Genomic DNA, 22,583 nt, shown 5'->3' on the forward strand with positions numbered 1-22,583 from the left:
TTTTACATTAAGGAGTACCCCATGTCGTCCCTCGAAAAGTTGATTTCCGATCTTGATGCCTTGTTGCCTGAGCTGGAAGAGGTCTACAAGGATTTGCACCGTCATCCTGAACTGTCGATGTATGAGTATCGCACCGCAAAAATCGCCGCCGACTACCTGGTGCGCTACGGATACGAGGTGACACGCGAAATCGGCGTCACAGGTGTTGTCGGCGTGCTGCGCAACGGTGAGGGCCCGGTGGTGATGCTGCGCGCCGACATGGATGCGTTGCCCATGGCCGAAGCAACAGGCCTGCCCTATGCCAGCGACGTCGTCACCCGTGACGAAGACGGTGTGGAGGTGTCAGTCTGCCACTCGTGCGGGCATGACATGCATGTCACCTGGTTGATGGGGGTTGCTCGGGTGTTGTCCGAAAACCGCGGCACCTGGCGCGGTACTCTCCTGGCTGTTTTCCAACCGGGTGAAGAAGTGGGTGTGGGCGCGCAAAACATGATCGACGACGGCATGCTCGATCGTTTCCCCAAGCCGGACATCATTCTGGGTCAGCATGTAATGGTAGGGCCAGCCGGCACTGTGGGGCACCGCAGTGGCACCATCCTTTCCGCCGGTGACAGCTTGAAAATCAAGATGTTCGGCCGTGGCGCCCATGGCTCACAGCCACAAACGTCGGTCGATCCGGTAATCATGGCGGCGTCAACGGTACTGCGGCTGCAGACCATTGTGTCCAGAGAAATCTCCCCGCTGGACCAGGCAGTCCTGACGGTTGGCTCGTTACAGGCTGGCACCAAGGAAAACATCATCCCGGATAATGCGACGTTGAAACTCAATATGCGCACCTACGACGAGGGCGTGCGCGAGCACATGCTGGGCGCCATCAAGCGGATCTGCTGCGCCGAATGCTCTGCATCCAATGCTCCACGCGATCCGGAGATCACAACAATCAACCGCTACCCGTTGACGGTTAATGATGAGCGCGCCTCTACCCGTTTGGCTGATGCCTTTGGCGCCTGGTTTGGTGACAGAGCCTATGAAACGGCGCCGGCAGCGGCCAGTGAGGATTTCAGTGTGTTCGGCCGAGCCTGGAAGGTGCCCTATGTGTTCTGGTTCGTAGGTTGTACAGATCCGCAAGTGTACGAACAGGCCAAGGCCAAGGGAAAAATAAACAGCATACCAAGCAATCACTCGCCACAGTTCGCACCTTTACTGCACCCCACATTGCGTACGGGGCTCGAAACGATGCTTTGCGCAGCATTCGCCTGGTTCGGTAACGCTGAGTAGCGCAGCAATGGACACTCACCTGATATACACCGTCATAGATCTGCTCGGCACATTCGCATTTGGTGTAAGCGGCGCAGTTGCCGCACGCCAGCAGCGATTGGACCTGTTCGGCATATCCTCTATCACGTTCATCGTCGCATGCGGTGGTGGGATTCTTCGCGACCTCTGCCTGGGTACGCTGCCGCCAGCCGGGCTGTCGAGTTGGCGCTATCTGGTCGTGTCGCTGATCGCTGCTGCGTGGGTGGTGTGGGCTTATCCGATGGTGTGTCGAATGAAATCCCCCGTACAACTGTTCGACTCGATTGGCCTTGGACTGTTTGCAGTGGCCGGCGCGAAAAAGGCGCTGGCCGTGCAGGCCGGGGCCGAGGTCGCGATAGTTCTGGGGATGGTCAGCGCTGTCGGTGGCGGCGTACTCAGGGATGTTTTGCTATCACGCGTGCCAGGCATCCTGCAGCGGGAAATCTACGCGTCTGCCGCGTTGGCAGGCGCAGCTGTCGAGGTTGTGCTCAGCTATAGCGGCGCCAATTCGGTGTTGACCTCGTGGCTGACCGCCGCAGGATGTACCGTACTGCGCATGGCGTCACTTCACTACGGTTGGCGGCTGCCCTCCATTGGAGATGATTCTTCCAAATAGCCTGGCAGTGCTCTTCAGGTCCGACAGCGCACATAAAAAAGGCCCGCGCGTGGGCGGGCCAAAAAAGTGCATCAAAGGAGTGATGAAGTGGAGATACACCTGCACTGCTGCGCAAGCATCACCCTGTGAATTCATCCCCGCTAGCTTACCCCTGTTACTAAATTCTAGATCATTGATTTTATTGATAATTAGAATCAAAAATAGGACTTATCCCAGAGCTGTTTCCAATAGTATTTATCGTGCTGCTGCAACCGGTGGAAGCATTCAGACCAACAATTACCCCGCCAAAAAACCACTTCTCATTGTGGCCAGCAACGATTTTTGCAGCCTCCTGCCAACACCAGAATCTAGAAAATAGCTATTGGGAGTATCTGATGTTCAATCCTAGACATGTCGCGATCGCGTGCACGCTGATCTCGGCAAGCTCGTCTTGTGCCTTTGCCAGTGATCAGTCCGACGCCAAAGGCTTTATCGAGGACAGTGACTTGAGCTTGCTGTTGCGTAATGCCTACTTCAATCGCGACTACAAGAACGACACCAATGACGCCAAGGTATGGGGCCAGGGTTTCATTGGTACATTCCAGTCTGGCTTTACCCAGGGAACAGTCGGTGTCGGCCTGGATGTTTATGGCTTGCTCGGTGTGAAGCTCGATAGCGGTCGCGGGCGCAATTACACGGCCTTTTTCGACGCCGACAGCGATGGCCACCCTGTCGACGACCTTTCAGAGGCAGGGGCGACACTGAAATTGCGCTTTTCCAATACCGTATTGCGCTACGGCAACCAGTTCCCGTCTATGCCGGTGCTCGCATACGACGACTCGCGTCTGTTGCCCGAAGCCTTTACCGGCACACTTGTCACAAGCAAGGAAATCGAAGGGCTGGAGTTGAATGCCGGACGGTTCACCGCAGATAGCCCAATGGGCGATCCGGCACGTGACCCGAATCATCTCAAAAGTATTGATGTGATTGGTGGCACCTACAGAGTGACCGACGCCTTAAGTGTCGCGGCGTATCATTCTGACGTAAAGGACACCTACAAGAAGTACTATGGCAACGTTAACTATACAGTGCCGTTTTCGGATTCCCAGGCGCTGAACCTCGACTTCAACATTTACCGCACTGACTATGACAATGGCTCCCAAGCAGCGTTGGATTTTGGTGGCGATGGCGTCAATGACACCAACACTATCTGGAGTCTGGCGGCTAAATACAGCGTCGGCGCGCATGCGTTTATCATCGCCCACCAGCGTAACAGCGGCGATGCCGGCTATGCCTATGACTATGGCGATGGTGGTAGCGCCATTTATGTCGCCAACTCTTACTACTCTGACTTCAACCTGAAAGACGAGCAGTCGTGGCAACTGAGTTACGAGCTGGACTTCGCGGAGTTTGGCGTGCCGGGGCTTACGTACAAGACAGCGTATGTACGCGGCAGCAACATCGTTGCAGGTGGAGAGCAAGACAATACAGAGCGTGAGTTCTTCAACCAGGTCAAATACGTGGTGCAGGAGGGCTCATTCAAGGATCTGTCATTCAAGTTGCGAAACTCGATTTACCGAGCAGACCGCGATGTCGGCCCTAACATGAACGAGGTCCGAGCCTTCATCGAATACCCTCTAGACATACTCTAAGCAATCGCTAGGTGTAACTGAGCTATTCATCGAAAGTGACGCGGCGGCTTTAAGATTCAATAGCCGCCGCGACTGCATAGATATCGTAATGCCGATTAAACGGCCGAACTTCTTTCCCGCAGCAGGTTTTTGACCAAATCCCCAACGGGGGCTAGAGTGGGGCCGGCGAACAGTGCAGCCATTTGCTTTACATCGGTGCCGACATTACCCAGTACGTTTCGCCACTGCTCATTCAACGTGTTTAGAGCAAGCTCATATACTTCAAGACCCTCATCAGATAATTGCAAAAAAACCATTCGTCTATCCGGCCGGTCGCGACGACGCTGCACGTAGCCAACTTTTTCAAGTTTCTCCACACTTGAAGAAACTTTGGATGGCATGATGTTTAGATGCCTGGCGCACTGGTCCATAGTGGCTGCATTGCCTTGGGCCAAGCTATCAAGGATACGAAAATCCAGAACCGCCAGATTGTGGCTGACAATGGACTTTTCTATCCAATCCCCCATCGCTTTATTAACGCTCTCAAGTACATTAAATGCGTCAATTAAATGCGTAGCCACTCGTACCTCCAAAAGTCTGTCGCGTGGGTGTTTCTAATGAAAATCAACAATAAATTAACAGCGCACGATCAAAATAATTATCACTGTAACATCAACCTCAGCAACAGATCATAACCTAACACCATACTGACTATTCACGGATTGAATACTTGAAATGAGCTTCTCTTATTGACTGAAGATATTTTTGAACTTATAAATACTCACAGTTTCTATAGGCCGTGCAAAACAATTCAGAACACCATATGACTTCCAATTCCGACCAGCCCAAACCCGTCAAAGCGCGTAGCCGATCCTCCATCGGCGCCGTGCGCAGCCCTCAGAGTACAGAAGCCATTCTTGAGGCCGCTGCGGCGATCCTTGAGGAGCGCGGGTATCAAGCATTTACGATGGATGCGCTGGTGGAACGTGCCGGTTCGAGCAAGCCTACGATCTATCGCTGGTGGAAGAACAAGAGCGCTTTGCTCAGGGATGTGTATGAACGCACCGCACTGACGTTTGTGACACAACCGAACACAGGGGATCTGGAGAGCGACTTGATCGTTCACTTGCGCTCCCTCTGGAACTGGTGGCGCACTTCAAGCGCGGGCGAAACATTGCGCAGCTTGATTGCAGAGATCCAGCACGAGCCCAGAGCGCTTGAGGAGTTCAGGAAAGAGTTTTTGCCACGTCGAGAGCGCACGTTGCGAAAGATTTTTGCCCGGGCGGTGGAATCAGGGGATATCCACGATGGTCCAGCCGTTGATAGCGCCGTCTCGATGTTGACTGGTATGTCCTGGCTTCACTTGGTCACGGCAAACCTCGAAAACTTGGATTACATCGACAGTGCCGTTGCCATTGTCGTGAAGGGTTTGAGGTCTGGATAAACCGACAATGCCGCTTCGGCGTTTTTTTAATAAGCATAACGACACTAACAGTGTTTATTACCTCCCTTGGTGAAACACCCTGCCCTTGTTCATTTTCACCGCAGGCTTCAGAGAAATCGTTAATGAAAACTCCATCTACTCAGGGGGCAAAGGACAGGCCGCCCTTCACGACATCAGGCAGGAACGCATCGTTAGCGTTGGTGCTGGTGATGCTTGCTGGATGTACATTCAGCGATCTGAAACCCCTATCACACATGTTGCAGCCTTCCGAGGTCAACGAGACGCTAGCCAACAGCGGAATCAAGCTCTCGGAGGCTTCGTGGCCGGCCGAGAACTGGTGGAGCAGTTTCAAGGATCCGCAACTTGACGAGTTGATACATGAAGCCCTGGCCAACAACCCTAACCTCCGTTCCGCCGCTGCGCGCGTCCACCAGGCCAGCGCACTGGAAGCGATACAGGGTGCCCAGTTATTCCCTGACGTCAGTGCGTCCATGAGCGTTACCCGCGAGCGGTTCAGCTCCAATGGTACGACCCCTGCGCCCGCCAAGGGCACATGGCAGAACGTTCACCAAGGGACCTTGAATATCGGATATGAGTTGGATTTCTGGGGGAAGAACCGATCTTCAGTCGAGGCGGCCGTGGGCAGGCGAAAGGCATTGGAAGTCGATGAGCGCGCCGCGTCTCTCATTCTCTCCTCGTCCATCGTACAAACCTATATCACCTTGCAAAATGTCTATGAACAAATCGACGTTGCGCAGGCCCTGCTCAACCAACAAGAGCAGATTGAGGAACTCACCAAAAAGCGTTTCGTCGCCGAGCTCGGTACGGAAATCGACATCAAGCAGTCTCAGGCAGCCTTACCTGCCAGCAGAGCCAATATCGCAGCGCTGAAGGAGTCCATCGAACTCAATCAAAACAAGCTCGCCTCATTGCTGGGTAAAGGGCCTGACCGTGGTCGCACAATCACCCGACCTCACATGGAATCAAGTGACTCGGTCGTGATGCCATCGAATATCCCGGCTGAGCTGATCGGCCACCGCCCGGATGTTGTGGCTCAACGCTGGCGTGTGGAAGCCTCCGGTCATGAGATTGATGTGGCCAAGGCACGCTTCTACCCGGATGTGAACCTGACTGCTTTCATTGGATTGCAGAGTTTGGCTTTTGACACATTCAACGATCGCAGCAGTCGCATTTTGGGCGTCGCGCCGGCGATCAGTCTGCCCATTTTCGAAGGCGGCCGCTTGCGCGGCAACCTGGATGCTCAGGACGCGGCCTACGATCTCGCTGTTGAAAACTACAACCAGACGGTCATCGATGCGCTGCGTGACATCGCCGATCAATTGTCTTCGCTGCGCTGGTTGAAGGAACGCCTTGCCCAACAAAACGAGGCCGTGGCGACCGCCGTGGCCGCCGCAGATCTCGTTGACAAGCGCTATGCCGCGGGACTGGCTACCTATCTGCAAGTCTTGGCAACGCAGAACGCAACGCTCGTTGAAAAACGCCAGTTGGTCGACCTGCAATCCAGAGCACTTTCCTTGCAAGCCAACTTGAGCCGGGCTTTGGGTGGTGGGTACCGCCCGGAACTGCCCATGACCGCCAATGCAAACTCTACCGTAGCCGATAAATCATGACGTCCAATACTTCGCCCGTTACTGAACCCGTCACCCGAAAAGCCCCTGTCTGGCCTCGACTTCTTTTGATTCTCGTCATCGCGCTGTTAGTGGTAGCGCTGGGGGGCTGGTACGTCCTGAAACAGGGAACAGAAACCACCGACGACGCCTATGTGGACGGCAACATCGTTCAAGTGACGTCGCAGGTCAGCGGTACGGTGACGGTGATCAATGTCGACAATACGGATCACGTCGATACTAACTCGCCGCTTGTCACACTCAATGCCGTGGATGCCGAGATCCAATATGAGCGCGCGAAATCCAACCTGGCCCGGGCTGTTCGCCAGGCACGCACTCAGTATTATCAAGTGCAGCAGTTGCAGGCCGAGGTCAACCAACGACAAAACGACGTGCGCAAGGCACAGGATGATGTACGCCGCCGCAATCAGCTTGCCTCCAGTGGCGCCGTTTCCCGTGAGGAGATCAGCCATGCCGAAGAGGTTCTCAAAAATGCCGTGGCGGGCCTGGAAGGTACTCGGCATGCCTTGGCAGTTCGCCTGGCCATGGTGGACAACACGACGCTTCGAACCCACCCTGATGTTCTCGTTGCTGCAAGCAATCTGCGTGATGCATACATCTCACTGCACCGCACGCAGGTCTACTCCCCTACCTCAGGCATCGTGACCAAACGCAGTGTGCAAGTTGGTCAGCGGATCAGTCCGGGCGTGGCGCTCATGTCGGTTGTTCCCATGGATCAGGTGTGGGTGAACGCCAACTTCAAGGAATCTCAACTCGAACATTTGCGTATAGGGCAATCCGTCCACCTCAGTGCCGATGCCTACAGCCGTCGTGTGGATTTCCACGGAACGGTCGTCGGGCTGGACGCGGGCACCGGAAGCGCGTTCTCTCTGATGCCGGCACAAAATGCTACAGGCAACTGGATCAAAGTCACTCAGCGCGTACCTGTGCGCATTGCACTTCAACCTGAAGAGGTTGCACAAAACCCGCTTCGCCTCGGGTTGTCCATGCGAGTTTCGGTGGACACCTCTGACACCAGCGGCCCTGTTCTTAACACTCGAACACCGCCGCAACCTGCCTACAGCACTGATATTTTTGACAATGAGCTTAAAGATGCCAACGACATCGTCGAGCAAGTGATCAGTGCTAACGCAGATCGTCCTGCCTCCAAAGATATGAATCTGTAACGGGGCCTGACCATGTACAGAAAGAATGCCGCCTTATTGCTGACAGTGGGACTGTTATGCGCGTTGGAATACTTGCAGGCAGGCATGATTGCATTCGCCTCGGCGCCAATCCGCGGAGAAATCGACGCCAGTCCCGAAGAGTTCACGCTTGTCGCCGCGCTGTATGCGTGCATCGCCGTTGTGGTGATTTCCAAGCAGCGCTGGCTGGTCGAACGACTGGGCTGGCGTAACTTCATGCTGGGTTCAATCAGCATCTACATCGTGGGCGCTTTCGTGTGTGGCGTGGGGACTGATTTGAGTACCTTTACAGTCGGCCGGGTCATCATGGCATTGGGTGGAGCGTCGTTCATGACATCCGCGCGCTTGATGGTCAATCTGCTCCCGCCCGGCCCTGGCCGTTTTGCCGGGGTCAAGGTGTTTGCGACCGGTCTGGCGGGCGGTACGGCTTCGGCGCCATTTCTTTCGTCACTTGTGGTGGTTGAAGATACCTGGCACGCCATTTTCGCGATATTGGCCGCAGGCGCATTGCTAGCCGCTTTTCTGTGCACGCGTTTTTTGCCCAACACCCTCGCTCCGGAAGATGAAAGAACGCCCTCCAGCCCGGCCAATATCCTCTTGTTATCGGTCAGCAGTTTTTTCCTGCTTTATGTTCTGCAACGCTCCTACTACGACTTTTACAACGAGTCATTCATTATCATCGCCTTTGCGCTGCTGGCTGCTCTGGGCATCTACATCTTTTTTCACACCGAACACGGTAAACATGAACCGTTTCTCAAGGTTAAGGACCTGATGCAACACCGCTACATGTTAGGGGTGGCCCTCTTCTGCTTCACCTACATAGTACTGGGCGGCAACAACTACATCTTGCCGTACTTTCTGCAGACCGGACTCGGCTACTCGTGGGACACAATCGGTACCTTTCAGGCTTTCGGCCTGGCGGGAGCGTTGATCACCTGGGGCATCATGTCCGTCGTTATTCCCAAATTCCCTGCGCCAAAGAAGTTCTTCGTGGCCGGGTTCGCAGCGTTGATAGGCTTCGGTTGGTTGTCCTCCTCCCTTACGCCTGACGCGAACATGTGGTCAAACATCTTGCCTGCACTGGTGCTTAACGGCTGTTTCGTGATGCTGGTGCTCGCCACGGCGGCCATGCAGACATTTCGCGATGTGACACACCACGACACGCTATTCGCCCACGCTTATCAGATCAAAAGTATGCTGGCTCAGATCGCCATGGCACTGGGTACAACCGTCGCCACCTTGTTCCTGCAATGGCGTACCACGCTGCAATACAACAACCTCAATACTCACTTCAGCTCTGGCGACCCGCTCTATCTGGACCAGATTCATTCGCTCACTCAGGCACTGACACCCTCTGTAGGAGCAGGGCCAGCCAGTCAGATTTCGGTAGCGACAATTGCCCAATCCTTGCACCAACAATCAACCCTGGTCGCGAGCATGGAGTACTTCTGGGCGGTCATCATTGTCGCCAGTGTTGCGCTTGTCATTTCTATCACTCAGAAAACCTTCAAGTGAGGCCTTTTCCGCTTATTAGACTGCATCACTGCCAAAGCTCACAGAGCCTGACCAACTCATCGACCACATACCTGACCTTCGGTCGCAGGTGAGACACCTTCGGCCACACGGCATGCACATCGACAGCTTCGGGTTCATACCCTTGCAGAACCTCCACCAGCCTGCCCGTCTGGATCTCCTCCTGGAACAGGCTGCGTGGCATCTGACACAAACCGGCGCCAGCGACCGCCGCGAGAATCATGGCTTCCCCATCGCCAATCTGATGGGTCAAAGGTGGCGCGTAACGTACGGTCTGCCCTGCCTGCATGACCCGCCACGACAGCGGCTGGCCGCGTCGATGCCCGACAATGCAACGGTGGTGGCTCAGGTCTTCCAGGGTCTGCGGGACGCCAAAGCGCATCAGATAGTCAGGGGAGGCACAAATGACCCAGCGTTGTCGGGTCAGTCGCCGCGCTACCAGACCGCTGGTGTCCTGTAGTTCTCCAAAGCGAACCAGTAAATCGATGCCTTCCTCGAAGGGGTCAACCAGGTGATCGGAGAATGTCAGGCTCAGTTGCAAAGCCGGGTACTTGTTGGCGATCTCGAACAGCAATGGGGCCACGACCCGACGCCCGAATGCCACAGGAATGTCGACTCGCAGGCGTCCGGAGGGCTCGCCACCACCGGGCCCCAATCCACTCTCTGCGGCACCGATTTCTTCAAGGGCGGAAGAACACGCAACGAAATAGGCCTCACCATCCGCGGTCAGGGAAATGCGCCGCGTCGTGCGATGAAACAACTGTGTGCCCAAGCGTTCTTCCAAGCGCGCAATGGCTTTGCCAACAGCGGATTTTGACACCCCGAGGCGCTCGGCAGCCTGAGTGAAGCTGATCGAACGCGCCGCCACGACGAAGGTGATGACGCCTTGAAACGATTCGATAGGGACCATGCCGACCCGCCAATTGTAGAGTTTTGATCTACCCAGATTATAGTTTTAGGCCATTTATCGCCAGCAGCCGCAACAGTAAGATGAGCCCCAGCAATGCAACGGTGCAGTTCGTAATCGCACGTAGCGCACCTCCTCCCGATCATCAATGCCCAAAAAGGACATCATCATGCCCGTCGTACGTGTGAGCTGGTTCGAAGGTAAAGAACACGCGCAAAAAGCTGCTGTTGCCGCCGACATCACCGAAAGCATCGTTAAGCACACCGGTACGGATGCCAATTACATCTACGTTATTTTCGAGGACGTGGCGGCTTCGGATTGGGCTGGCGCCGGCAAGCTGTTCGGGGACGCGCCCGAGAAATCCTGACCCCATCAGTATCGAATGCATCGGCTTGGCCAGTGATGCATCCTCAACGGGCTATATCAAGCCTCTGACGCAAGGGCTAACCATGCACTCATATATTTCCTGTCTGTTCTCCCTCGCTGTAAAACCCGAATCGTTTCCAGAGTTCAAGGCACTGATCTCGAACATTGTGGCCGCCACCCGCACGGAGCCCGGCACGCTGGTTTACGAATACAGCGTCAACGAAGACAACAGCACGGTTCACATCCTTGAACGCTATAACGCCGACGCCATCGTCAGTCACGTAGACACCACCTTCGCACCCTTCGGCAAACGTTTCCTTGAGTTGTGCACCATCACCAGTCTGGTGGTCTACGGCACGCCGGATGCTGAAGTGCGCAAACGCCTGGATCCGTTCGGCGCGGTCTACATGACCCCTTTCGACGGCTTCAGTCGATAACTCCATTGACTGCGCACGCCGACGGTAACCGCCGTGGCTGCGCACACTCCCACCCTGCACAGAGACCACCATGTCCGGTATTGCTGAAGTTATTAAGTCCCGAATTTCCGCCAACAGCTACGACACGGAACGTGAGTTGACCGACCAACAGGTCAGCGACCTGATCGATCTGGCTACGCACGCCCCTTCGGCTTTCAACCTCCAAAACTGGAAGTTCCTGGCTGTTCGCAGCAGTGAAGCCAAGGCACGTTTGCTGCCGCTGGCCTACGGCCAACAAAAAGTCATGGACGCCGCCGTGACCTTCATTGTCTGTGGCACCCTCAATCCCCATGAGACCCTGCCTTCAGCCCTGAAACCGACGTTGGACGCCGGCATTATTGACCAGTCGATCTACGACATGTGGTTGGGCGCCGCTCAAGGCATGTACCAGCAAAACCCGCAGCTGCAACGCGACGAGGCAATCCGCTCGGGCTCGCTAGCCGCCATGACCCTGATGCTCGCCGCCAAAGGACAAGGCCTTGTTTCGACGCCCATGATCGGGTTCGACCAATCGGCAGTGGCACAAGCGTTCGGTCTTTCCGCGACGGAGATCCCGGTGATGTTGATCACCGTTGGCTACCCTGGCTCGGCCAACTGGCCACAAAAGCCTCGTAAAGCTGTCAACGACGTTCTGCAGTTCGTGTAAGCAATGCTGCCAGCGAGAGCCAGGCATTCCCTGGCTGCGCTGGCCGTTGCTGATCGACTTGCGACTACAACATGCCTGGACTGTAAACCAGTGACTGCAAATCCCATTTCACCCGCTTCGCTACGTGCGATTTTGATTGCCGCCTGTTTGGGATTCCTTGTCGTTCAACTCGACGTCAGCGTCGTTAACGTCGGCCTGGGCGCCCTCAAGAGCGCGTTCGGCACCGACCTCACAGGCCTGCAGTGGGTCATTAACAGCTACGCGCTGCCTTTTTCTGCCTTGCTTATCCTGGGTGGCGCCTGGGGCGACAAGTGGGGGGCAAAATCCGTCTTTGCAGCGGGCTTCACTCTCTTTACGCTCGCCTCCATTGGCTGTGGTCTGGCAGGCAGCATGACCCTGCTGATCGCCATGCGCATCATGCAGGGCATCGGCGCGGCCTTCCTGATACCTACATCACTAACCCTGATTCGCGTGTCATTTCATGACCCCGATACACGTCGCGCTGCTGTTGCGCTCTGGGGCGCCTGTGGGGGGATCGCCTTGGCCGCCGGCCCCGTGATCGGTGGACTGATGATCGAGTACTTCGGATGGCGAAGCGTCTTTCTGCTGAACATTCCGATCGGCCTGCTGGCGGTCGGGTTGATCCTGCGCTACGCCCCCGCCTCCCCTAGGGTTGATAAGCACGTCGATATTCCGGGGCAAATCAGTATTGCGATTTGCCTGGCGTCACTGACCTATGGCTTGACCGAATCCAGCGCCAAAGGCTGGGCAAGCGAAACACTCACCGCGATGGCCATTGCCGCGATTTGTGCGGCGGCATTTGTTCTGATCGAGCGTCGAGTAAAGCATCCGATGCTGCCCGCTCACCTGGCGAAGAACAAAGTGTTGGGGAGCATGGCGCTCGCCGGCGCTGCGATCAATTTGACGTTCTATGGGACGGTCTTCGTTTTCAGCATCTACTTTCAAGCCTTCCTGCACTACGACGCATTCAAAACGGGGTTGTCGTTTATTCCGCTGACGGCGGTGCTGACACTTTCCACGATGCTCTCATCAAGGTTCGCTCGGCGGTTCAGTGCCATTCGTATTATCACGACGGGTTTCACGGTTCAGATTGTCGGGTTCATCGCGCTGTCGCAAACCACTTCCAATAGCTCGCTCTGGTTGCTCAATGGTGCGTTGATGCTGGTGGGAATTGGCAGCGCCATGTCAGTACCCTTCATCACCAACTCGATGCTGTCATCGGTCACACAGCATGACGCGGGCATCGCCTCCGGCCTGATGGCTTCCGCCCGGCAATTGGGCGGGGTGATAGGTGTCGCTGTCTTCGGCACGATGATCGCTCATACGGATAAAGCCGCATTTTCTGCCGGGCTATCCAGCGCGATGCTGTTTTCGGCGCTGGTCCTGGCAATTTGCATCGCGGTCAACCTGTATGCAGCGTCCGGCCGGCGTCAAAAAATACCGGCATGAATGCCCCATCACGCCCTGACTCAACTATGTCATTTATTCAACTGGATGGGATTGCACTTTGAAATACCCACTGAACAATCAATCGTTGCTCTCATTGCTCGGCGAAGACTTTCACTTTCCCCATGAAATCCCTGGTCAACCGGTTCGGGTTTCTGACTTTGATGGCCTGAAACTCAACAGCTTTGTCACCAGCGACGGGGTCAACCTCGCCTATTGGGAAGCCGGTGCGGGCACGCCGCTGATTTTCATTCCGGGGTGGTCAGCCAACGGCGCATTGTATTTCCACCTCATACACATCCTCAGCCAGCACTATCACGTGTACGTGCTGGATGTCAGAAACCAAGGACTCTCCGAAAAGGTCGCCTTTGGCAACCGGATTTCCCGATATGCCATGGACGTGAAACAGTTTGCGGATCACCTGGGCGTGTCCCAGGCCGATTACTGCGGCTGGTCGATGGGCGCGGCGATCCTGTGGGCCTCTATCGACCTGTTCGGTACACAAGGCATGCGCACGCTGAGCATCATTGACCAGGCGCCCTCGGTTTATTGTCATGAAGACTGGACGGAGCAGGAGCGACTGCAAGCCGGGGCGTTTACCACTTCGCCAGAGCGCATGATTGCCTCCTACGCCAAAGGAGCGCCCACCAATCAATTGATCAGCGCGACGAGGGTGCTGGAACGGGCCATTGCCCTGGACTCACCCTGGTTTCACAACGCAATAAGCCTGACTCAGGCGGTTGTGAAGGATGACATGGCGTTTATGCAGGGCGTGCTGTTCGATCACGTCACCAACGATTGGCGGGATGTCATCCAGACAAAGATTGATGTTCCAACCGCCATTTTCACCGGCGAATACAGCGACTGGCTGGACAGCCAGCGCTGGATGAATTCGGTCGTCGCGGGATCTGCGCTGCATGTGTACACCAAGGCGGAACAGGGCGATCACTTCCTGGCGTTGAAGAATCCGGAAAAATTCGCGGCCGACCTGCGAGGCTTTCTGGATAAGCAGTAAACGCCTGTCCCACTACTGTTCCCATTGAGGGTGGGCAAATCGCTCAGCCAGAAAATTGATCAGCACACGGACCTTGGTCGCCAAGTGCTTGCGGGTGGGATAGACCACGTAGATACCCAGTTCGACGGACTGGTACTCGGGCAGGATCTCTACCAGGACTCCCGCCCGCAAATCCTCGGCCACCATGAAGCTGGGCTGCAAGGCAATGCCGCCCCCCGCCAAGGCAATACTGCGACAGGTATCGCCATTGTTGCAGCGAACAATCGAGCGGGTGCGCACGGTTTCGTTGCCATCAGGGCCGGTGAACTGCCATTCATTGCCGCTCGCGAAGTTGGTATACGCAATCACTCCGTGCTCTGCCAGGTCAGCCAGGGTGCGCACTTGTGCATGGCTCGCCAAATAGTCGGGTGAAGCGCACAGGCACATCCGCGTGCCCGCCAGTCGGCGCCCGATCAAGGAAGAGCTTTCCATGCGCGCAATACGAACAGCGGCGTCGAAGCCCTCTTCAACCAGATCCACCAATCGGTCGTTCAGACTGATGTCCAACTCGATGTTGGGGTAGGCCTTCATGAAGTCGCCCCACAGTGGCGCCAAGTGCAGCACACCGAAACTGACCGGTGCATTCACCCTCAATACGCCACTGGGTTCCGGTGCGATGGCCGATACGGCCTCTTCGGCCTGATCCATGAGCGCAAGGACTTCACGTGCCTGGTGGTAAAACTGGCGCCCCTCCTCCGTCATAGAAAGTCGTCGTGTCGTGCGCTGCAGAAGCCGCACACCGAGTCGTTCTTCAAGGCCGCTCACGTAGCGTGAGATGGCCGCCTTCGACATGCCCAGGGGTTCGGCCGCCCCGACAAAACTGCCTTTGTCGACCACGGTGCAGAAGACCTGCATCTCCAACGCTCTGTCCATTATTGTCTCGGTTAGTGGAACGGTTAATCGCATTTGGCCTTATTTATCTCAATATCACAACCTATAAACTGAGCCCATCGAGCTGCACATCAACCTAAATGAGGTCGCGATGAAAATTACAGTAGTGGGTACCGGCAATATGGGGGCGGCCTTCGCGAAACAGTTGTCCAGTGTCGGCCATATCGTTCGGATCACCGGCCGCGACATCGGCAAGGCCAAAACTCTGGCCGCTCAGTTTGACAATGTCAGCGCTTATACGGCTACAGAAGCACTGGGTGATAGCGACATCGTCGTTGTTGCAACAGCGTATGAAGATGCCGGCGAAGCACTGCAAAGCCTGGGTGATCTGAGGGGCAAAGTAGTCATCGACATCACCAACCCATTGAGTACCGACTATATGTCGCTGACTCTCGGTCACGTGACCAGCGCTGGCGAAGAAATTGCTAAAGCAGTGCCTCAAGCCCAAGTCGTCAAAGCGTTTAACACGCTGTTCGCCCAAGTGCTTGCCGATGGTCCGACGTTCGCCAATGACCAACGGGGCTGCGTGTTTGTTGCCAGCGACAGCGAGCGCGCCAAGCAGACCGCGACCGCCCTGGCACACAGCTTGGGCTGGAACACAGTGGACGCAGGCGGGCTGATCAACGCCCGTTACCTGGAGCCATTGGCAGGTCTGAATATCTACCTCGGGTACGGCGCTGGCTTGGGCACTTCCATCGCCCCTGCCTGGCTTAACAAGTAATACGAGAGGAGCATTCACCATGAACACTTCGTTCCCCCTGTTGTTTGTGTCCCATGGTGCTCCGATGTTCGCCATCGAGCCGGGTCTGGCGGGTCCACGCCTGGCCGAACTCGGTCGTGAACTGCCGCGGCCTGATGCCATCGTCATCCTCTCCCCGCACTGGATGACCCGTGGCGAAGTCAGCGTTACGGCGAGCACCGCCCCTGAAACCATTCACGATTTCGGTGGATTTCCCGACGCCTTGTACCAATTGCACTACCCGGCGCCGGGCGCTCCGGCCCTCGCCGCTCATATCGTGAGGTTGCTGCAGAATGCGGGATGGAGGTCCCGGCTTGACGCCCGTCGAGGTCTTGACCACGGCGCCTGGGTGCCTCTGCTGTATCTGGCCCCTGAGGCCGACATACCTGTCGTTCAGGTATCGATGCCTGCCGGCCTCGACACCCACCAAGCCTGGAATCTGGGCAAAGCCCTTGCGCCACTGCGCGATATGAATGTGCTGATCGTGGCTTCAGGAAGCTTGACCCATAACTTGTATGAGTTTCGGGGGGCTTCCAGCCACGGGGCAGACTACGTCAAGGAATTTGCTGCCTGGACAGCCCAAACCCTAAAGGCAGGGAACACCGATTTACTGCTGGACTACAGGCAGCACGCCCCTTCTGCCGAACGTGCCCACCCGACTGACGAGCATTTTTTACCGTTGCTGATCGCCCTGGGTGCTGCCGGAGAACACTACCAAACGCGTGTCCTGGACGGCGGCGTGAGCTACGGGGTGCTGTCGATGGACAGCTACCTGTTTTCCTCGAACCACAAGAATGGTTCTGAATCCATTCAATTCAAGCAAGGCATGACAGACCATGGGTGACATGACTTTTTCTGAAGCTGCCCGCGAGCCGCAAACGGGCCTGTTTTTTCGCAAAGGGAGCCGTACTTCGGCACCCAAGGGCCGCCTGCTTTTGCTGCATGGTGTCGGCTCAAACGAATCGAATCTCGCCTCATTGGCCGCGTGGTTACCTGAAGAGCTGGAGGTGATTCTGTTGCGCGGTCCGCTGCAAGTCGGCCCCCAGGGCTACGCCTGGTACCAGGTGAACTTCACCAGCAACGGCCCTTCGTTCAATCAAGAGCAAGCGGAGTCCAGCCGCCAACTGCTGCGGCGTTTCATCGAAACACTGCCCAAGCTGCCGACCGTAATCGCAGGCTTCAGCCAGGGCGGCATCATGAGCGCAAGCCTTGGGCTCACCGAGCCTGAACAGGTTGCCGGTTTCGCCATTTTGAGCGGCCGAATGCTGCGTGAACTTGACCCTCGGATCGCCTCTGCAGATCGCCTCAAGTCCGTCCGCGCGTTCATTGCCCATGGGCAGCAGGACAACGTCCTGCCTGTGGCCTGGGCGAAAGAAGCAGACGCCTGGCTGGATCGAATCGGCGTTGTCCATGAAACGCACTTCTACGACATGGCCCACGAGATAGTCGCTGAAGAACTGGCGGATTTTTCGCAATGGCTGAACCACACGCTGTCACTCTCCAAGTAAATAAAGGAACCACACAATGATCGACTCACGCACCGCTCCTTATGCTGCACTTGTTATGCGCCTGGCCCTGGGCATCATGTTCATTGCTCACGGCCTGACCAAAGTGCTTGTGTTCACCCCGGCAGGCACTGCAGGCTTTTTTGAATCCATCGGTTTCCCGGGCTTCCTGGCATACCCGGTCATGGCCTTTGAAGTCATCGGCGGCTTGATGCTGGTACTGGGCGTCTATGCGCGCTGGGTGGCCGCTCTGGCGGTGGTTCAACTGTTGGTGGCCGCGACCGTCCACTTCGGCAATGGCTGGAGCTTCACCAACGCCCATGGCGGCTGGGAATATCCAATCTACCTGGCAGTAACAGCACTGGTCGTCGCGTTGTTGGGTGACGGCGCCATGGCGACAAAAGCATCCAGCAACGCATAGTTACTGCTGGCTCAAAATCCACCGACGCCCCGCCCCGGAGCGTCGGTGGTTTGCGTTCGAGCTCAGCCGTAAGTCATTACGTCAGGCGCGATGTCATGAAGCTCACGAACGCCTTTATCTTGGGCAACGGATGGCGACTCGATGGCCAGAGAATGCTGAACGTGCGGTGGTCGCGAACGTAGCGATCCAGTACCGGCACCAATCGTCCTTCAGCAATGGCGCCCTCGACGAAAAAATCTGGAAGACAGGCGATTCCCAGACCGGCCTCAGCCATTGCCATCAACGGTTCAATTGCGTTGGCGGTAGCTGATTGCCCCAGTTCAACACTGGTCTGCCCCTTTTTTGTCACCATTGGCCAAGGGTCAAGTTTACCGCTGGTGGGAAATCGGTAACGCAGACATGAATGGCTGGACAGTTCCGATGGCCGTAAAGGTACACCCCGGTGTGAAAGGTAGTGTGGCGATGCGACCAGACGATGACTGTAGCCATTGAGCTTGCGCATCATCAGCCGTGAGTCTTCAACATCACCGATACGCATCACGGCATCAAAGCCCTCCTCGATGACGTTGACCAGTCGATCACTGAACTCCAGGTCCAACTCCACTTCGGGATACGCCTGCTGAAACGCAATCAAGTGAGGCATCAACCTCATCCCTAGCTGTGGTAACCCGAGGCGCAACTTCCCCTGGGGTCTGCCGGCAGCCTGGGTGAGTTCCCGCTTGGCAACTTCATACTCCGCAAAAATTCGATTGCAGCGTTCCAGAAACAGGCTGCCCTCGGACGTCAGGGTGATCGCCCGCGTGGACCGGTGAAACAGCCTTACACCCAGTTCTTCCTCCAGTCGCGCAATCGCCTTGCCAACGGCAGATGAAGACACACCGGTTCTGCGTCCAGCTTCGGTAAAGCTTCGGGTTTGCGCGGCATGAACGAACGCGCCGAGCGCTCCAAAATGATCCATGGCCACCTCAATCTATTCGAGCGTTTAATTCGCAAATGTTCGGAATTTCATCCTGTTTTTCTTTCCAATCATACAACTTATAGTCACCGCCATTGTGACTTGCCCCTCTCTGTCTCACGAGAAGTTACCGTCATCTGACTACACGAGCGACCTCGAATGACTTCGATGCCTTCCACTCATGAACTTGCGCCGGAGCTCAAACAACACCCCGGCTTCGCCCGCGTTTTCCAGCCCGGCCATTTGACATTCGGTTTTATCGCGCCACTGGAAAGCTATCCCGGTAGCCCCGGCCCAACCCTGCAGGATCACGCGCAATTAGCTCATAAGGTTGACGAAGCCGGGTTTTCCGCCATTTGGTTGCGGGACGTGCCCTTTTACGATCCGAACTTCGGTGACGTGGGTCAAATCCTCGATCCGTTGGTCTATGCCGGCTTCCTCGCTGCCGTGACCAGACAGATAGCCATCGGTACCGCCGGGATTGTCCTGCCCCTGCGCGACCCGTTGATCGTTGCCAAGCAGGCGTCGAGTATCGATCAGTTGCTTGGAGGACGATTCATTCTGGGACTGGCCACAGGCGATCGGCCAGTGGAATACCCCGCCTTCGGCCTCGACTTCAGTAATCGCGCCGAGCGTTTCCGTGACGCACTGGCAATCATTCGCGCCGCCTCGGAAACACACTGGGCCGTGCACCCGTCGCGGTTTTATGGCCAGTTGAATGGAGAAATTGACCTCGTTCCCAAACCAGTGGGCTCGCGTATGCCCACCCTTATCGTTGGCCAGGCTGGTCAGTCGCTGGAGTGGATTGGTGCGAACAGTGACGGCATCCTTTCCTACATTTCCAACCCCGTCCTGATTCCCCAGGTCATCGAGCGCTGGCGTGCAGCCTGCAGCGACAACGTCTACAAGCCCTATGGCTACGGCACTCTGTTCGACCTGGACCGAGATCCGAACCATCCCCTCCAGGCGGGGCGCGTGCTGCGTGCCGGGCGAAACGCGCTGATCGAACTCTGGAAACTTCAACAGGATCAGGGCGTAGGTCACGTTGCCCTGCACTTCAAACCTCAGCGACGCCACGCCTCGGAAGTCATCGACGAGCTGGGCGAATACCTCTTGCCGCACTTTCCAAGTGCGTCCTTACCCGCCAAACCATCAACAGCGCAGACCCACTCATGAAACGTCCTTTGCATCATATGGATTTCATTTTTCAGACGGCCCTGGGGACCTATCCCCTGGCGGCGCAGTGCGAAATGCTCGCCGAACTCGGCTATCAGGGGTTGACGATGTCTGCCTGGAGTAAAGACCTGAAGTCGATCGCTCAGGTCAAACCCGCTTGGGGCTTGGACGTGGGTGCGGTCTACCTGATCTATCGCAGGGGCCTGGAATCGTTTGTGACCAACATATTCGAGACCATCGAGGGCTGCACCACCATCGAACTGGCCCTGCATTCCGGAGACGAAGTCACCAACTTTGACCGTCAAATGCTCGAGCACCTGCTGCCAGTCTGCGAGCGCCGGGGCCTTGAGATCAGCCTGTACCCACATGCCCGCTATGGCATGCAGACGACCACCGAGGCGGTGGCCCTGTGCAAGGAGTTTAATCATCCACGCCTCAACATCGTGTTCAACGGGTATCACTGGTACGCAACTGAAGAGCACGCCCTGGAGCAGCGCCTTGACGCGATGTGGCCCTGGCTGAAACAGGTGAATATGGCTGGGACCCGGCGCTCCCCACTCGGATGGGGTGGCCTGGCAACCATCGAACCACTCGATGAGGGGGAGATGGACAACTTCGTGTTGTTGGGCGCGCTCGAACGGCGCGGCTTTGACGGGCGGTTTGGTGTGCTTGGCTGGGAAAGCATGGGCGGCGATGTCTATGGCAGCCTGCGCCGTTCGGTCACCGCCTTCCGGTCCATGGAACAACGGTTGGCCGCCCACCCTGAGTGGGCCGTCTTGACCGACTCACCTCGCTGAGCCAGGAGATAAATCATGGCTCAGCGCATCCATGCACTCGATTCCTTCTTCTACTCGTCCATGGGTGTATACGCCTTTCAGACACAGTGCGAAATGTTGGCCGAGATTGGCTACGACGGTATCACTGTCGCCGCCTGGGGTGGCACACCACTGACTGACCTCAGCCTATTGCCCGGCGTCCGGGAAAAGCATGGCCTGCACATTGAGGGCCTTTACCTGGTGCTACACGAGGGGCGCAACGATGCGCTGATACGGCGCATCGTTGAAACCGTCGAGGGTGTCGAGCTGATCGAGCTGGCGATTCAGACTTCAGTCAATGGCACCCAAGCCATTCTGCGGTTTATCGAGTCGCTGCTGCCCATTGCCGAACGACGCGGATTACGCATCGCGTTGTATCCGCATCTTCATCATGTCACCCAGACCACTACGCACGTTGTGCAGATTTGCGAGCTATTTGCTCACCCACGCCTGGGAGCCTCGTTCAATGGATATCACTGGTACGCCAGCCAGGAAGGCGAACTGGAACAGCGCCTTGGCGCGATGAAACCCTGGCTGATGCAAGTGGTGACCTCTGGTAGTGCACTTTCACAGCTGGGCTGGGGCGGCGTGGCGACCATGGAGCCGGTCGACCGCGGAGAGATGGACAACTTCGCCTTGATCGCCGCACTGAATCGCGTCGGTTATACCGGCAGCATTGGTGTACTCGGCTGGGATTACGGGGGGGACATTTACCTCAAGCTCCAGCGCTGCCTGGCAACGCTACGGGAAATCCATCAACGCCTGGACCGTCATCCATCCTGGTCGGATTTCCCACTGAAGTAGCGGATTACCGCGTTACAAACCTCACCTTAAAAACGGAACATGCAATGACTGCCCTTTCTGTGCTTGACCTCATGATGATCGGCGAAGGCAAAACCTTTGCCCACACGATTCATGACGCCACCTCCCTGGCGCGCCACGTGGAAGTCCACGGCTACAAACGCTACTGGATCGCCGAGCACCACGACCTGCCGGGGATTGCCTCTTCGGCCACCACGTTGCTCATCCAGCATCTCGCTGCGGCAACCAGCAGCCTGCGAGTTGGTTCCGGAGGAATCATGCTACCCAACCACTCCCCTCTGATCGTGGCAGAGCAGTTCGGCACTTTGGACACCTTGTTTCCAGGCCGTATCGATTTGGGCATTGGCAGAGCTCCCGGATCAGCAGGGCTGGCTATCCGCGCCATGCGCGGGGACGCCTCCGAACGCGACTTCAAGCAGGACATCCAGCAATTGACGGACTATCTGGCGGACAATGGAAATCAATTGGTTCGTGCAATCCCCGAAACCCATGACGTTCCCCTTTGGCTGCTTGGCTCGAGCCTCAATAGTGCGGATCTCGCTGCGAAAATGGGGCTTCCCTATGCATTCGCTTCACATTTCGCGCCTCGATTCCTGATGCAAGCCATCACGCACTATCGCGCCTCGTTCAGGCCGTCGGCATTGCTGGACCGCCCCTATGTCATCGCTGGCGCAAATGTCTTCGCGGCCCCATCACGCGCCGAAGCCGATTACCTGGCGAGCTCGCACCGTCATTGGGTAAGCAATTTGTACGCGGGAAAAGCAGGTGCCCTGCCGCGTCCGCAAGAAGGTTTCATGGAAAGACTCACCGACGCAGATCGCCACAATCTGGCTCAAGCCATGGCTTGCACGGCAGTAGGCGACAAGGATGATGTTGGAAGTTGGTTGCGCCAATTCATCGCGACCACCGAGGCTGACGAGGTCATTATCGACGCAAGAATCTATGACACCGACGCACGCTGCCGCTCCTACCAACTGGCCGCCGAATCCATTGTCGATTTGCTTGACTGAG

24 protein-coding genes are annotated in these 22,583 nt (G+C 56.5%); 20 read left to right on the forward strand and 4 right to left on the reverse strand.

Annotated features, from left to right (window positions below):
- The first annotated feature begins 21 nt into the window (after positions 1-21).
- The 3 genes from ACVWYU_RS03810 (at position 22) to ACVWYU_RS03820 (ending at position 3,543) form a co-directional block, all read left to right on the forward strand.
- A complete protein-coding gene (locus tag ACVWYU_RS03810) occupies positions 22-1,278 on the forward strand; it encodes a M20 family metallopeptidase (RefSeq protein WP_457371937.1) in 1,257 nt (418 codons plus the stop codon).
- 7 nt (positions 1,279-1,285) lie between these two features.
- Positions 1,286-1,912 (forward strand): trimeric intracellular cation channel family protein, encoded by a 627-nt coding sequence (locus tag ACVWYU_RS03815; protein WP_457371938.1) that lies wholly within the window; start codon positions 1,286-1,288, stop codon positions 1,910-1,912.
- Between the two features lie 374 nt (positions 1,913-2,286).
- Positions 2,287-3,543 (forward strand): OprD family porin, encoded by a 1,257-nt coding sequence (locus ACVWYU_RS03820; RefSeq protein ID WP_457372261.1) that lies wholly within the window; start codon positions 2,287-2,289, stop codon positions 3,541-3,543.
- A gap of 95 nt (positions 3,544-3,638) precedes the next feature.
- On the opposite strand, the gene ACVWYU_RS03825 is transcribed toward ACVWYU_RS03820, so the two are convergent.
- A complete protein-coding gene (locus ACVWYU_RS03825; RefSeq protein WP_457371939.1) occupies positions 3,639-4,103 on the reverse strand; it encodes a transcriptional regulator, SarA/Rot family in 465 nt (154 codons plus the stop codon).
- A 242-nt stretch (positions 4,104-4,345) separates the two neighbouring features.
- On the opposite strand from ACVWYU_RS03825, the gene ACVWYU_RS03830 reads away from it, so the two are divergent.
- From ACVWYU_RS03830 to ACVWYU_RS03845, 4 genes are all read left to right on the forward strand, one after another.
- A complete protein-coding gene (locus tag ACVWYU_RS03830) occupies positions 4,346-4,966 on the forward strand; it encodes a TetR/AcrR family transcriptional regulator (protein ID WP_457371940.1) in 621 nt (206 codons plus the stop codon).
- Between the two features lie 122 nt (positions 4,967-5,088).
- Positions 5,089-6,597, forward strand: coding sequence for an efflux transporter outer membrane subunit (locus ACVWYU_RS03835; RefSeq protein ID WP_457371941.1), 1,509 nt, complete (start codon positions 5,089-5,091; stop codon positions 6,595-6,597).
- The gene (locus tag ACVWYU_RS03840) at positions 6,594-7,781 is read left to right on the forward strand and encodes an efflux RND transporter periplasmic adaptor subunit (RefSeq protein ID WP_457371942.1); all 1,188 of its coding nucleotides are present in this window, start codon (positions 6,594-6,596) and stop codon (positions 7,779-7,781) included. The genes ACVWYU_RS03835 and ACVWYU_RS03840 overlap by 4 nt, the downstream gene beginning before the upstream one ends.
- A 12-nt stretch (positions 7,782-7,793) precedes the next feature.
- Positions 7,794-9,314, forward strand: a complete 1,521-nt coding sequence (locus ACVWYU_RS03845) for an MFS transporter (protein ID WP_457371943.1) — start codon at positions 7,794-7,796, stop codon at positions 9,312-9,314.
- Positions 9,315-9,339: 25 nt separating this feature from the next.
- Here the strand turns inward: ACVWYU_RS03845 and ACVWYU_RS03850 are convergent, their stop codons facing one another.
- Positions 9,340-10,242 carry a LysR family transcriptional regulator gene (locus ACVWYU_RS03850; protein WP_457371944.1) on the reverse strand — a complete coding sequence of 301 codons (903 nt, stop codon included), beginning with the start codon at positions 10,240-10,242 and terminating at the stop codon, positions 9,340-9,342.
- Positions 10,243-10,408: 166 nt separating this feature from the next.
- Here ACVWYU_RS03850 and ACVWYU_RS03855 point away from each other — a divergent pair, with 166 nt between their 5' ends.
- From ACVWYU_RS03855 to ACVWYU_RS03875, 5 genes are all read left to right on the forward strand, one after another.
- Positions 10,409-10,606 (forward strand): tautomerase family protein, encoded by a 198-nt coding sequence (locus ACVWYU_RS03855; protein WP_057397893.1) that lies wholly within the window; start codon positions 10,409-10,411, stop codon positions 10,604-10,606.
- Positions 10,607-10,688: 82 nt separating this feature from the next.
- Positions 10,689-11,042: a putative quinol monooxygenase gene (locus ACVWYU_RS03860; protein WP_457371945.1), complete on the forward strand. Its 354-nt coding sequence runs from the start codon at positions 10,689-10,691 to the stop codon at positions 11,040-11,042.
- Between the two features lie 70 nt (positions 11,043-11,112).
- Positions 11,113-11,727, forward strand: a complete 615-nt coding sequence (locus ACVWYU_RS03865) for a nitroreductase family protein (protein WP_457371946.1) — start codon at positions 11,113-11,115, stop codon at positions 11,725-11,727.
- A gap of 90 nt (positions 11,728-11,817) precedes the next feature.
- Positions 11,818-13,197 carry an MFS transporter gene (locus tag ACVWYU_RS03870; protein WP_457371947.1) on the forward strand — a complete coding sequence of 460 codons (1,380 nt, stop codon included), beginning with the start codon at positions 11,818-11,820 and terminating at the stop codon, positions 13,195-13,197.
- Between the two features lie 58 nt (positions 13,198-13,255).
- Positions 13,256-14,209 (forward strand): alpha/beta fold hydrolase, encoded by a 954-nt coding sequence (locus ACVWYU_RS03875; protein ID WP_457371948.1) that lies wholly within the window; start codon positions 13,256-13,258, stop codon positions 14,207-14,209.
- A 12-nt stretch (positions 14,210-14,221) separates the two neighbouring features.
- Here ACVWYU_RS03875 and ACVWYU_RS03880 read toward each other — a convergent pair whose 3' ends face one another.
- The gene (locus tag ACVWYU_RS03880) at positions 14,222-15,121 is read right to left on the reverse strand and encodes a LysR family transcriptional regulator (RefSeq protein ID WP_457371949.1); all 900 of its coding nucleotides are present in this window, start codon (positions 15,119-15,121) and stop codon (positions 14,222-14,224) included.
- Positions 15,122-15,230: 109 nt separating this feature from the next.
- Between ACVWYU_RS03880 and ACVWYU_RS03885 the strand changes: the two genes are divergently transcribed.
- From ACVWYU_RS03885 to ACVWYU_RS03900, 4 genes are read left to right on the forward strand one after another with little or no spacing between them, the layout of a single operon-like run.
- Positions 15,231-15,860 (forward strand): NADPH-dependent F420 reductase, encoded by a 630-nt coding sequence (locus tag ACVWYU_RS03885; protein ID WP_457371950.1) that lies wholly within the window; start codon positions 15,231-15,233, stop codon positions 15,858-15,860.
- Positions 15,861-15,879: 19 nt separating this feature from the next.
- The gene (locus ACVWYU_RS03890) at positions 15,880-16,722 is read left to right on the forward strand and encodes a DODA-type extradiol aromatic ring-opening family dioxygenase (protein WP_457371951.1); all 843 of its coding nucleotides are present in this window, start codon (positions 15,880-15,882) and stop codon (positions 16,720-16,722) included.
- Positions 16,715-17,386, forward strand: coding sequence for an alpha/beta hydrolase (locus ACVWYU_RS03895; RefSeq protein ID WP_457371952.1), 672 nt, complete (start codon positions 16,715-16,717; stop codon positions 17,384-17,386). Before ACVWYU_RS03890 ends, ACVWYU_RS03895 begins: the two co-directional genes overlap by 8 nt.
- A gap of 16 nt (positions 17,387-17,402) precedes the next feature.
- On the forward strand, positions 17,403-17,804 hold the full coding sequence (locus ACVWYU_RS03900) for a DoxX family protein (protein ID WP_457371953.1): 402 nt from the start codon (positions 17,403-17,405) through the stop codon (positions 17,802-17,804).
- A 76-nt stretch (positions 17,805-17,880) separates the two neighbouring features.
- Here the strand turns inward: ACVWYU_RS03900 and ACVWYU_RS03905 are convergent, their stop codons facing one another.
- Positions 17,881-18,762, reverse strand: a complete 882-nt coding sequence (locus ACVWYU_RS03905) for a LysR family transcriptional regulator (protein ID WP_457371954.1) — start codon at positions 18,760-18,762, stop codon at positions 17,881-17,883.
- Between the two features lie 156 nt (positions 18,763-18,918).
- Here ACVWYU_RS03905 and ACVWYU_RS03910 point away from each other — a divergent pair, with 156 nt between their 5' ends.
- Genes ACVWYU_RS03910 through ACVWYU_RS03925 form a run of 4 tightly spaced genes read left to right on the forward strand, consistent with a single transcriptional unit; the run spans position 18,919 to position 22,582 of the window.
- Positions 18,919-19,935: an LLM class oxidoreductase gene (locus tag ACVWYU_RS03910; protein WP_457371955.1), complete on the forward strand. Its 1,017-nt coding sequence runs from the start codon at positions 18,919-18,921 to the stop codon at positions 19,933-19,935.
- Positions 19,932-20,732, forward strand: a complete 801-nt coding sequence (locus tag ACVWYU_RS03915; protein WP_457371956.1) for a sugar phosphate isomerase/epimerase family protein — start codon at positions 19,932-19,934, stop codon at positions 20,730-20,732. Before ACVWYU_RS03910 ends, ACVWYU_RS03915 begins: the two co-directional genes overlap by 4 nt.
- A 15-nt stretch (positions 20,733-20,747) precedes the next feature.
- Positions 20,748-21,554 (forward strand): sugar phosphate isomerase/epimerase family protein, encoded by an 807-nt coding sequence (locus tag ACVWYU_RS03920; protein ID WP_457371957.1) that lies wholly within the window; start codon positions 20,748-20,750, stop codon positions 21,552-21,554.
- Between the two features lie 44 nt (positions 21,555-21,598).
- On the forward strand, positions 21,599-22,582 hold the full coding sequence (locus ACVWYU_RS03925) for an LLM class flavin-dependent oxidoreductase (RefSeq protein WP_457371958.1): 984 nt from the start codon (positions 21,599-21,601) through the stop codon (positions 22,580-22,582).
- Position 22,583: the final 1 nt, after the last annotated feature.

This window comes from Pseudomonas sp. TE12234, from assembly GCF_054061835.1.

Coding starts and splice junctions, on each gene's coding strand:
- ACVWYU_RS03830 (WP_457371940.1), top strand. CDS start 4,346: ATGACTTCCAATTCCGACCAGCCCAAACCCGTCAAAGCGCGTAGCCGA.
- ACVWYU_RS03925 (WP_457371958.1), top strand. CDS start 21,599: ATGACTGCCCTTTCTGTGCTTGACCTCATGATGATCGGCGAAGGCAAA.
- ACVWYU_RS03915 (WP_457371956.1), top strand. CDS start 19,932: ATGAAACGTCCTTTGCATCATATGGATTTCATTTTTCAGACGGCCCTG.
- ACVWYU_RS03920 (WP_457371957.1), top strand. CDS start 20,748: ATGGCTCAGCGCATCCATGCACTCGATTCCTTCTTCTACTCGTCCATG.
- ACVWYU_RS03865 (WP_457371946.1), top strand. CDS start 11,113: ATGTCCGGTATTGCTGAAGTTATTAAGTCCCGAATTTCCGCCAACAGC.
- ACVWYU_RS03860 (WP_457371945.1), top strand. CDS start 10,689: ATGCACTCATATATTTCCTGTCTGTTCTCCCTCGCTGTAAAACCCGAA.
- ACVWYU_RS03845 (WP_457371943.1), top strand. CDS start 7,794: ATGTACAGAAAGAATGCCGCCTTATTGCTGACAGTGGGACTGTTATGC.
- ACVWYU_RS03905 (WP_457371954.1), bottom strand. CDS start 18,762: ATGGATCATTTTGGAGCGCTCGGCGCGTTCGTTCATGCCGCGCAAACC.
- ACVWYU_RS03820 (WP_457372261.1), top strand. CDS start 2,287: ATGTTCAATCCTAGACATGTCGCGATCGCGTGCACGCTGATCTCGGCA.
- ACVWYU_RS03900 (WP_457371953.1), top strand. CDS start 17,403: ATGATCGACTCACGCACCGCTCCTTATGCTGCACTTGTTATGCGCCTG.
- ACVWYU_RS03885 (WP_457371950.1), top strand. CDS start 15,231: ATGAAAATTACAGTAGTGGGTACCGGCAATATGGGGGCGGCCTTCGCG.
- ACVWYU_RS03855 (WP_057397893.1), top strand. CDS start 10,409: ATGCCCGTCGTACGTGTGAGCTGGTTCGAAGGTAAAGAACACGCGCAA.
- ACVWYU_RS03840 (WP_457371942.1), top strand. CDS start 6,594: ATGACGTCCAATACTTCGCCCGTTACTGAACCCGTCACCCGAAAAGCC.
- ACVWYU_RS03850 (WP_457371944.1), bottom strand. CDS start 10,242: ATGGTCCCTATCGAATCGTTTCAAGGCGTCATCACCTTCGTCGTGGCG.
- ACVWYU_RS03890 (WP_457371951.1), top strand. CDS start 15,880: ATGAACACTTCGTTCCCCCTGTTGTTTGTGTCCCATGGTGCTCCGATG.
- ACVWYU_RS03895 (WP_457371952.1), top strand. CDS start 16,715: ATGGGTGACATGACTTTTTCTGAAGCTGCCCGCGAGCCGCAAACGGGC.
- ACVWYU_RS03815 (WP_457371938.1), top strand. CDS start 1,286: ATGGACACTCACCTGATATACACCGTCATAGATCTGCTCGGCACATTC.
- ACVWYU_RS03910 (WP_457371955.1), top strand. CDS start 18,919: ATGACTTCGATGCCTTCCACTCATGAACTTGCGCCGGAGCTCAAACAA.
- ACVWYU_RS03835 (WP_457371941.1), top strand. CDS start 5,089: ATGAAAACTCCATCTACTCAGGGGGCAAAGGACAGGCCGCCCTTCACG.
- ACVWYU_RS03810 (WP_457371937.1), top strand. CDS start 22: ATGTCGTCCCTCGAAAAGTTGATTTCCGATCTTGATGCCTTGTTGCCT.
- ACVWYU_RS03880 (WP_457371949.1), bottom strand. CDS start 15,121: ATGGACAGAGCGTTGGAGATGCAGGTCTTCTGCACCGTGGTCGACAAA.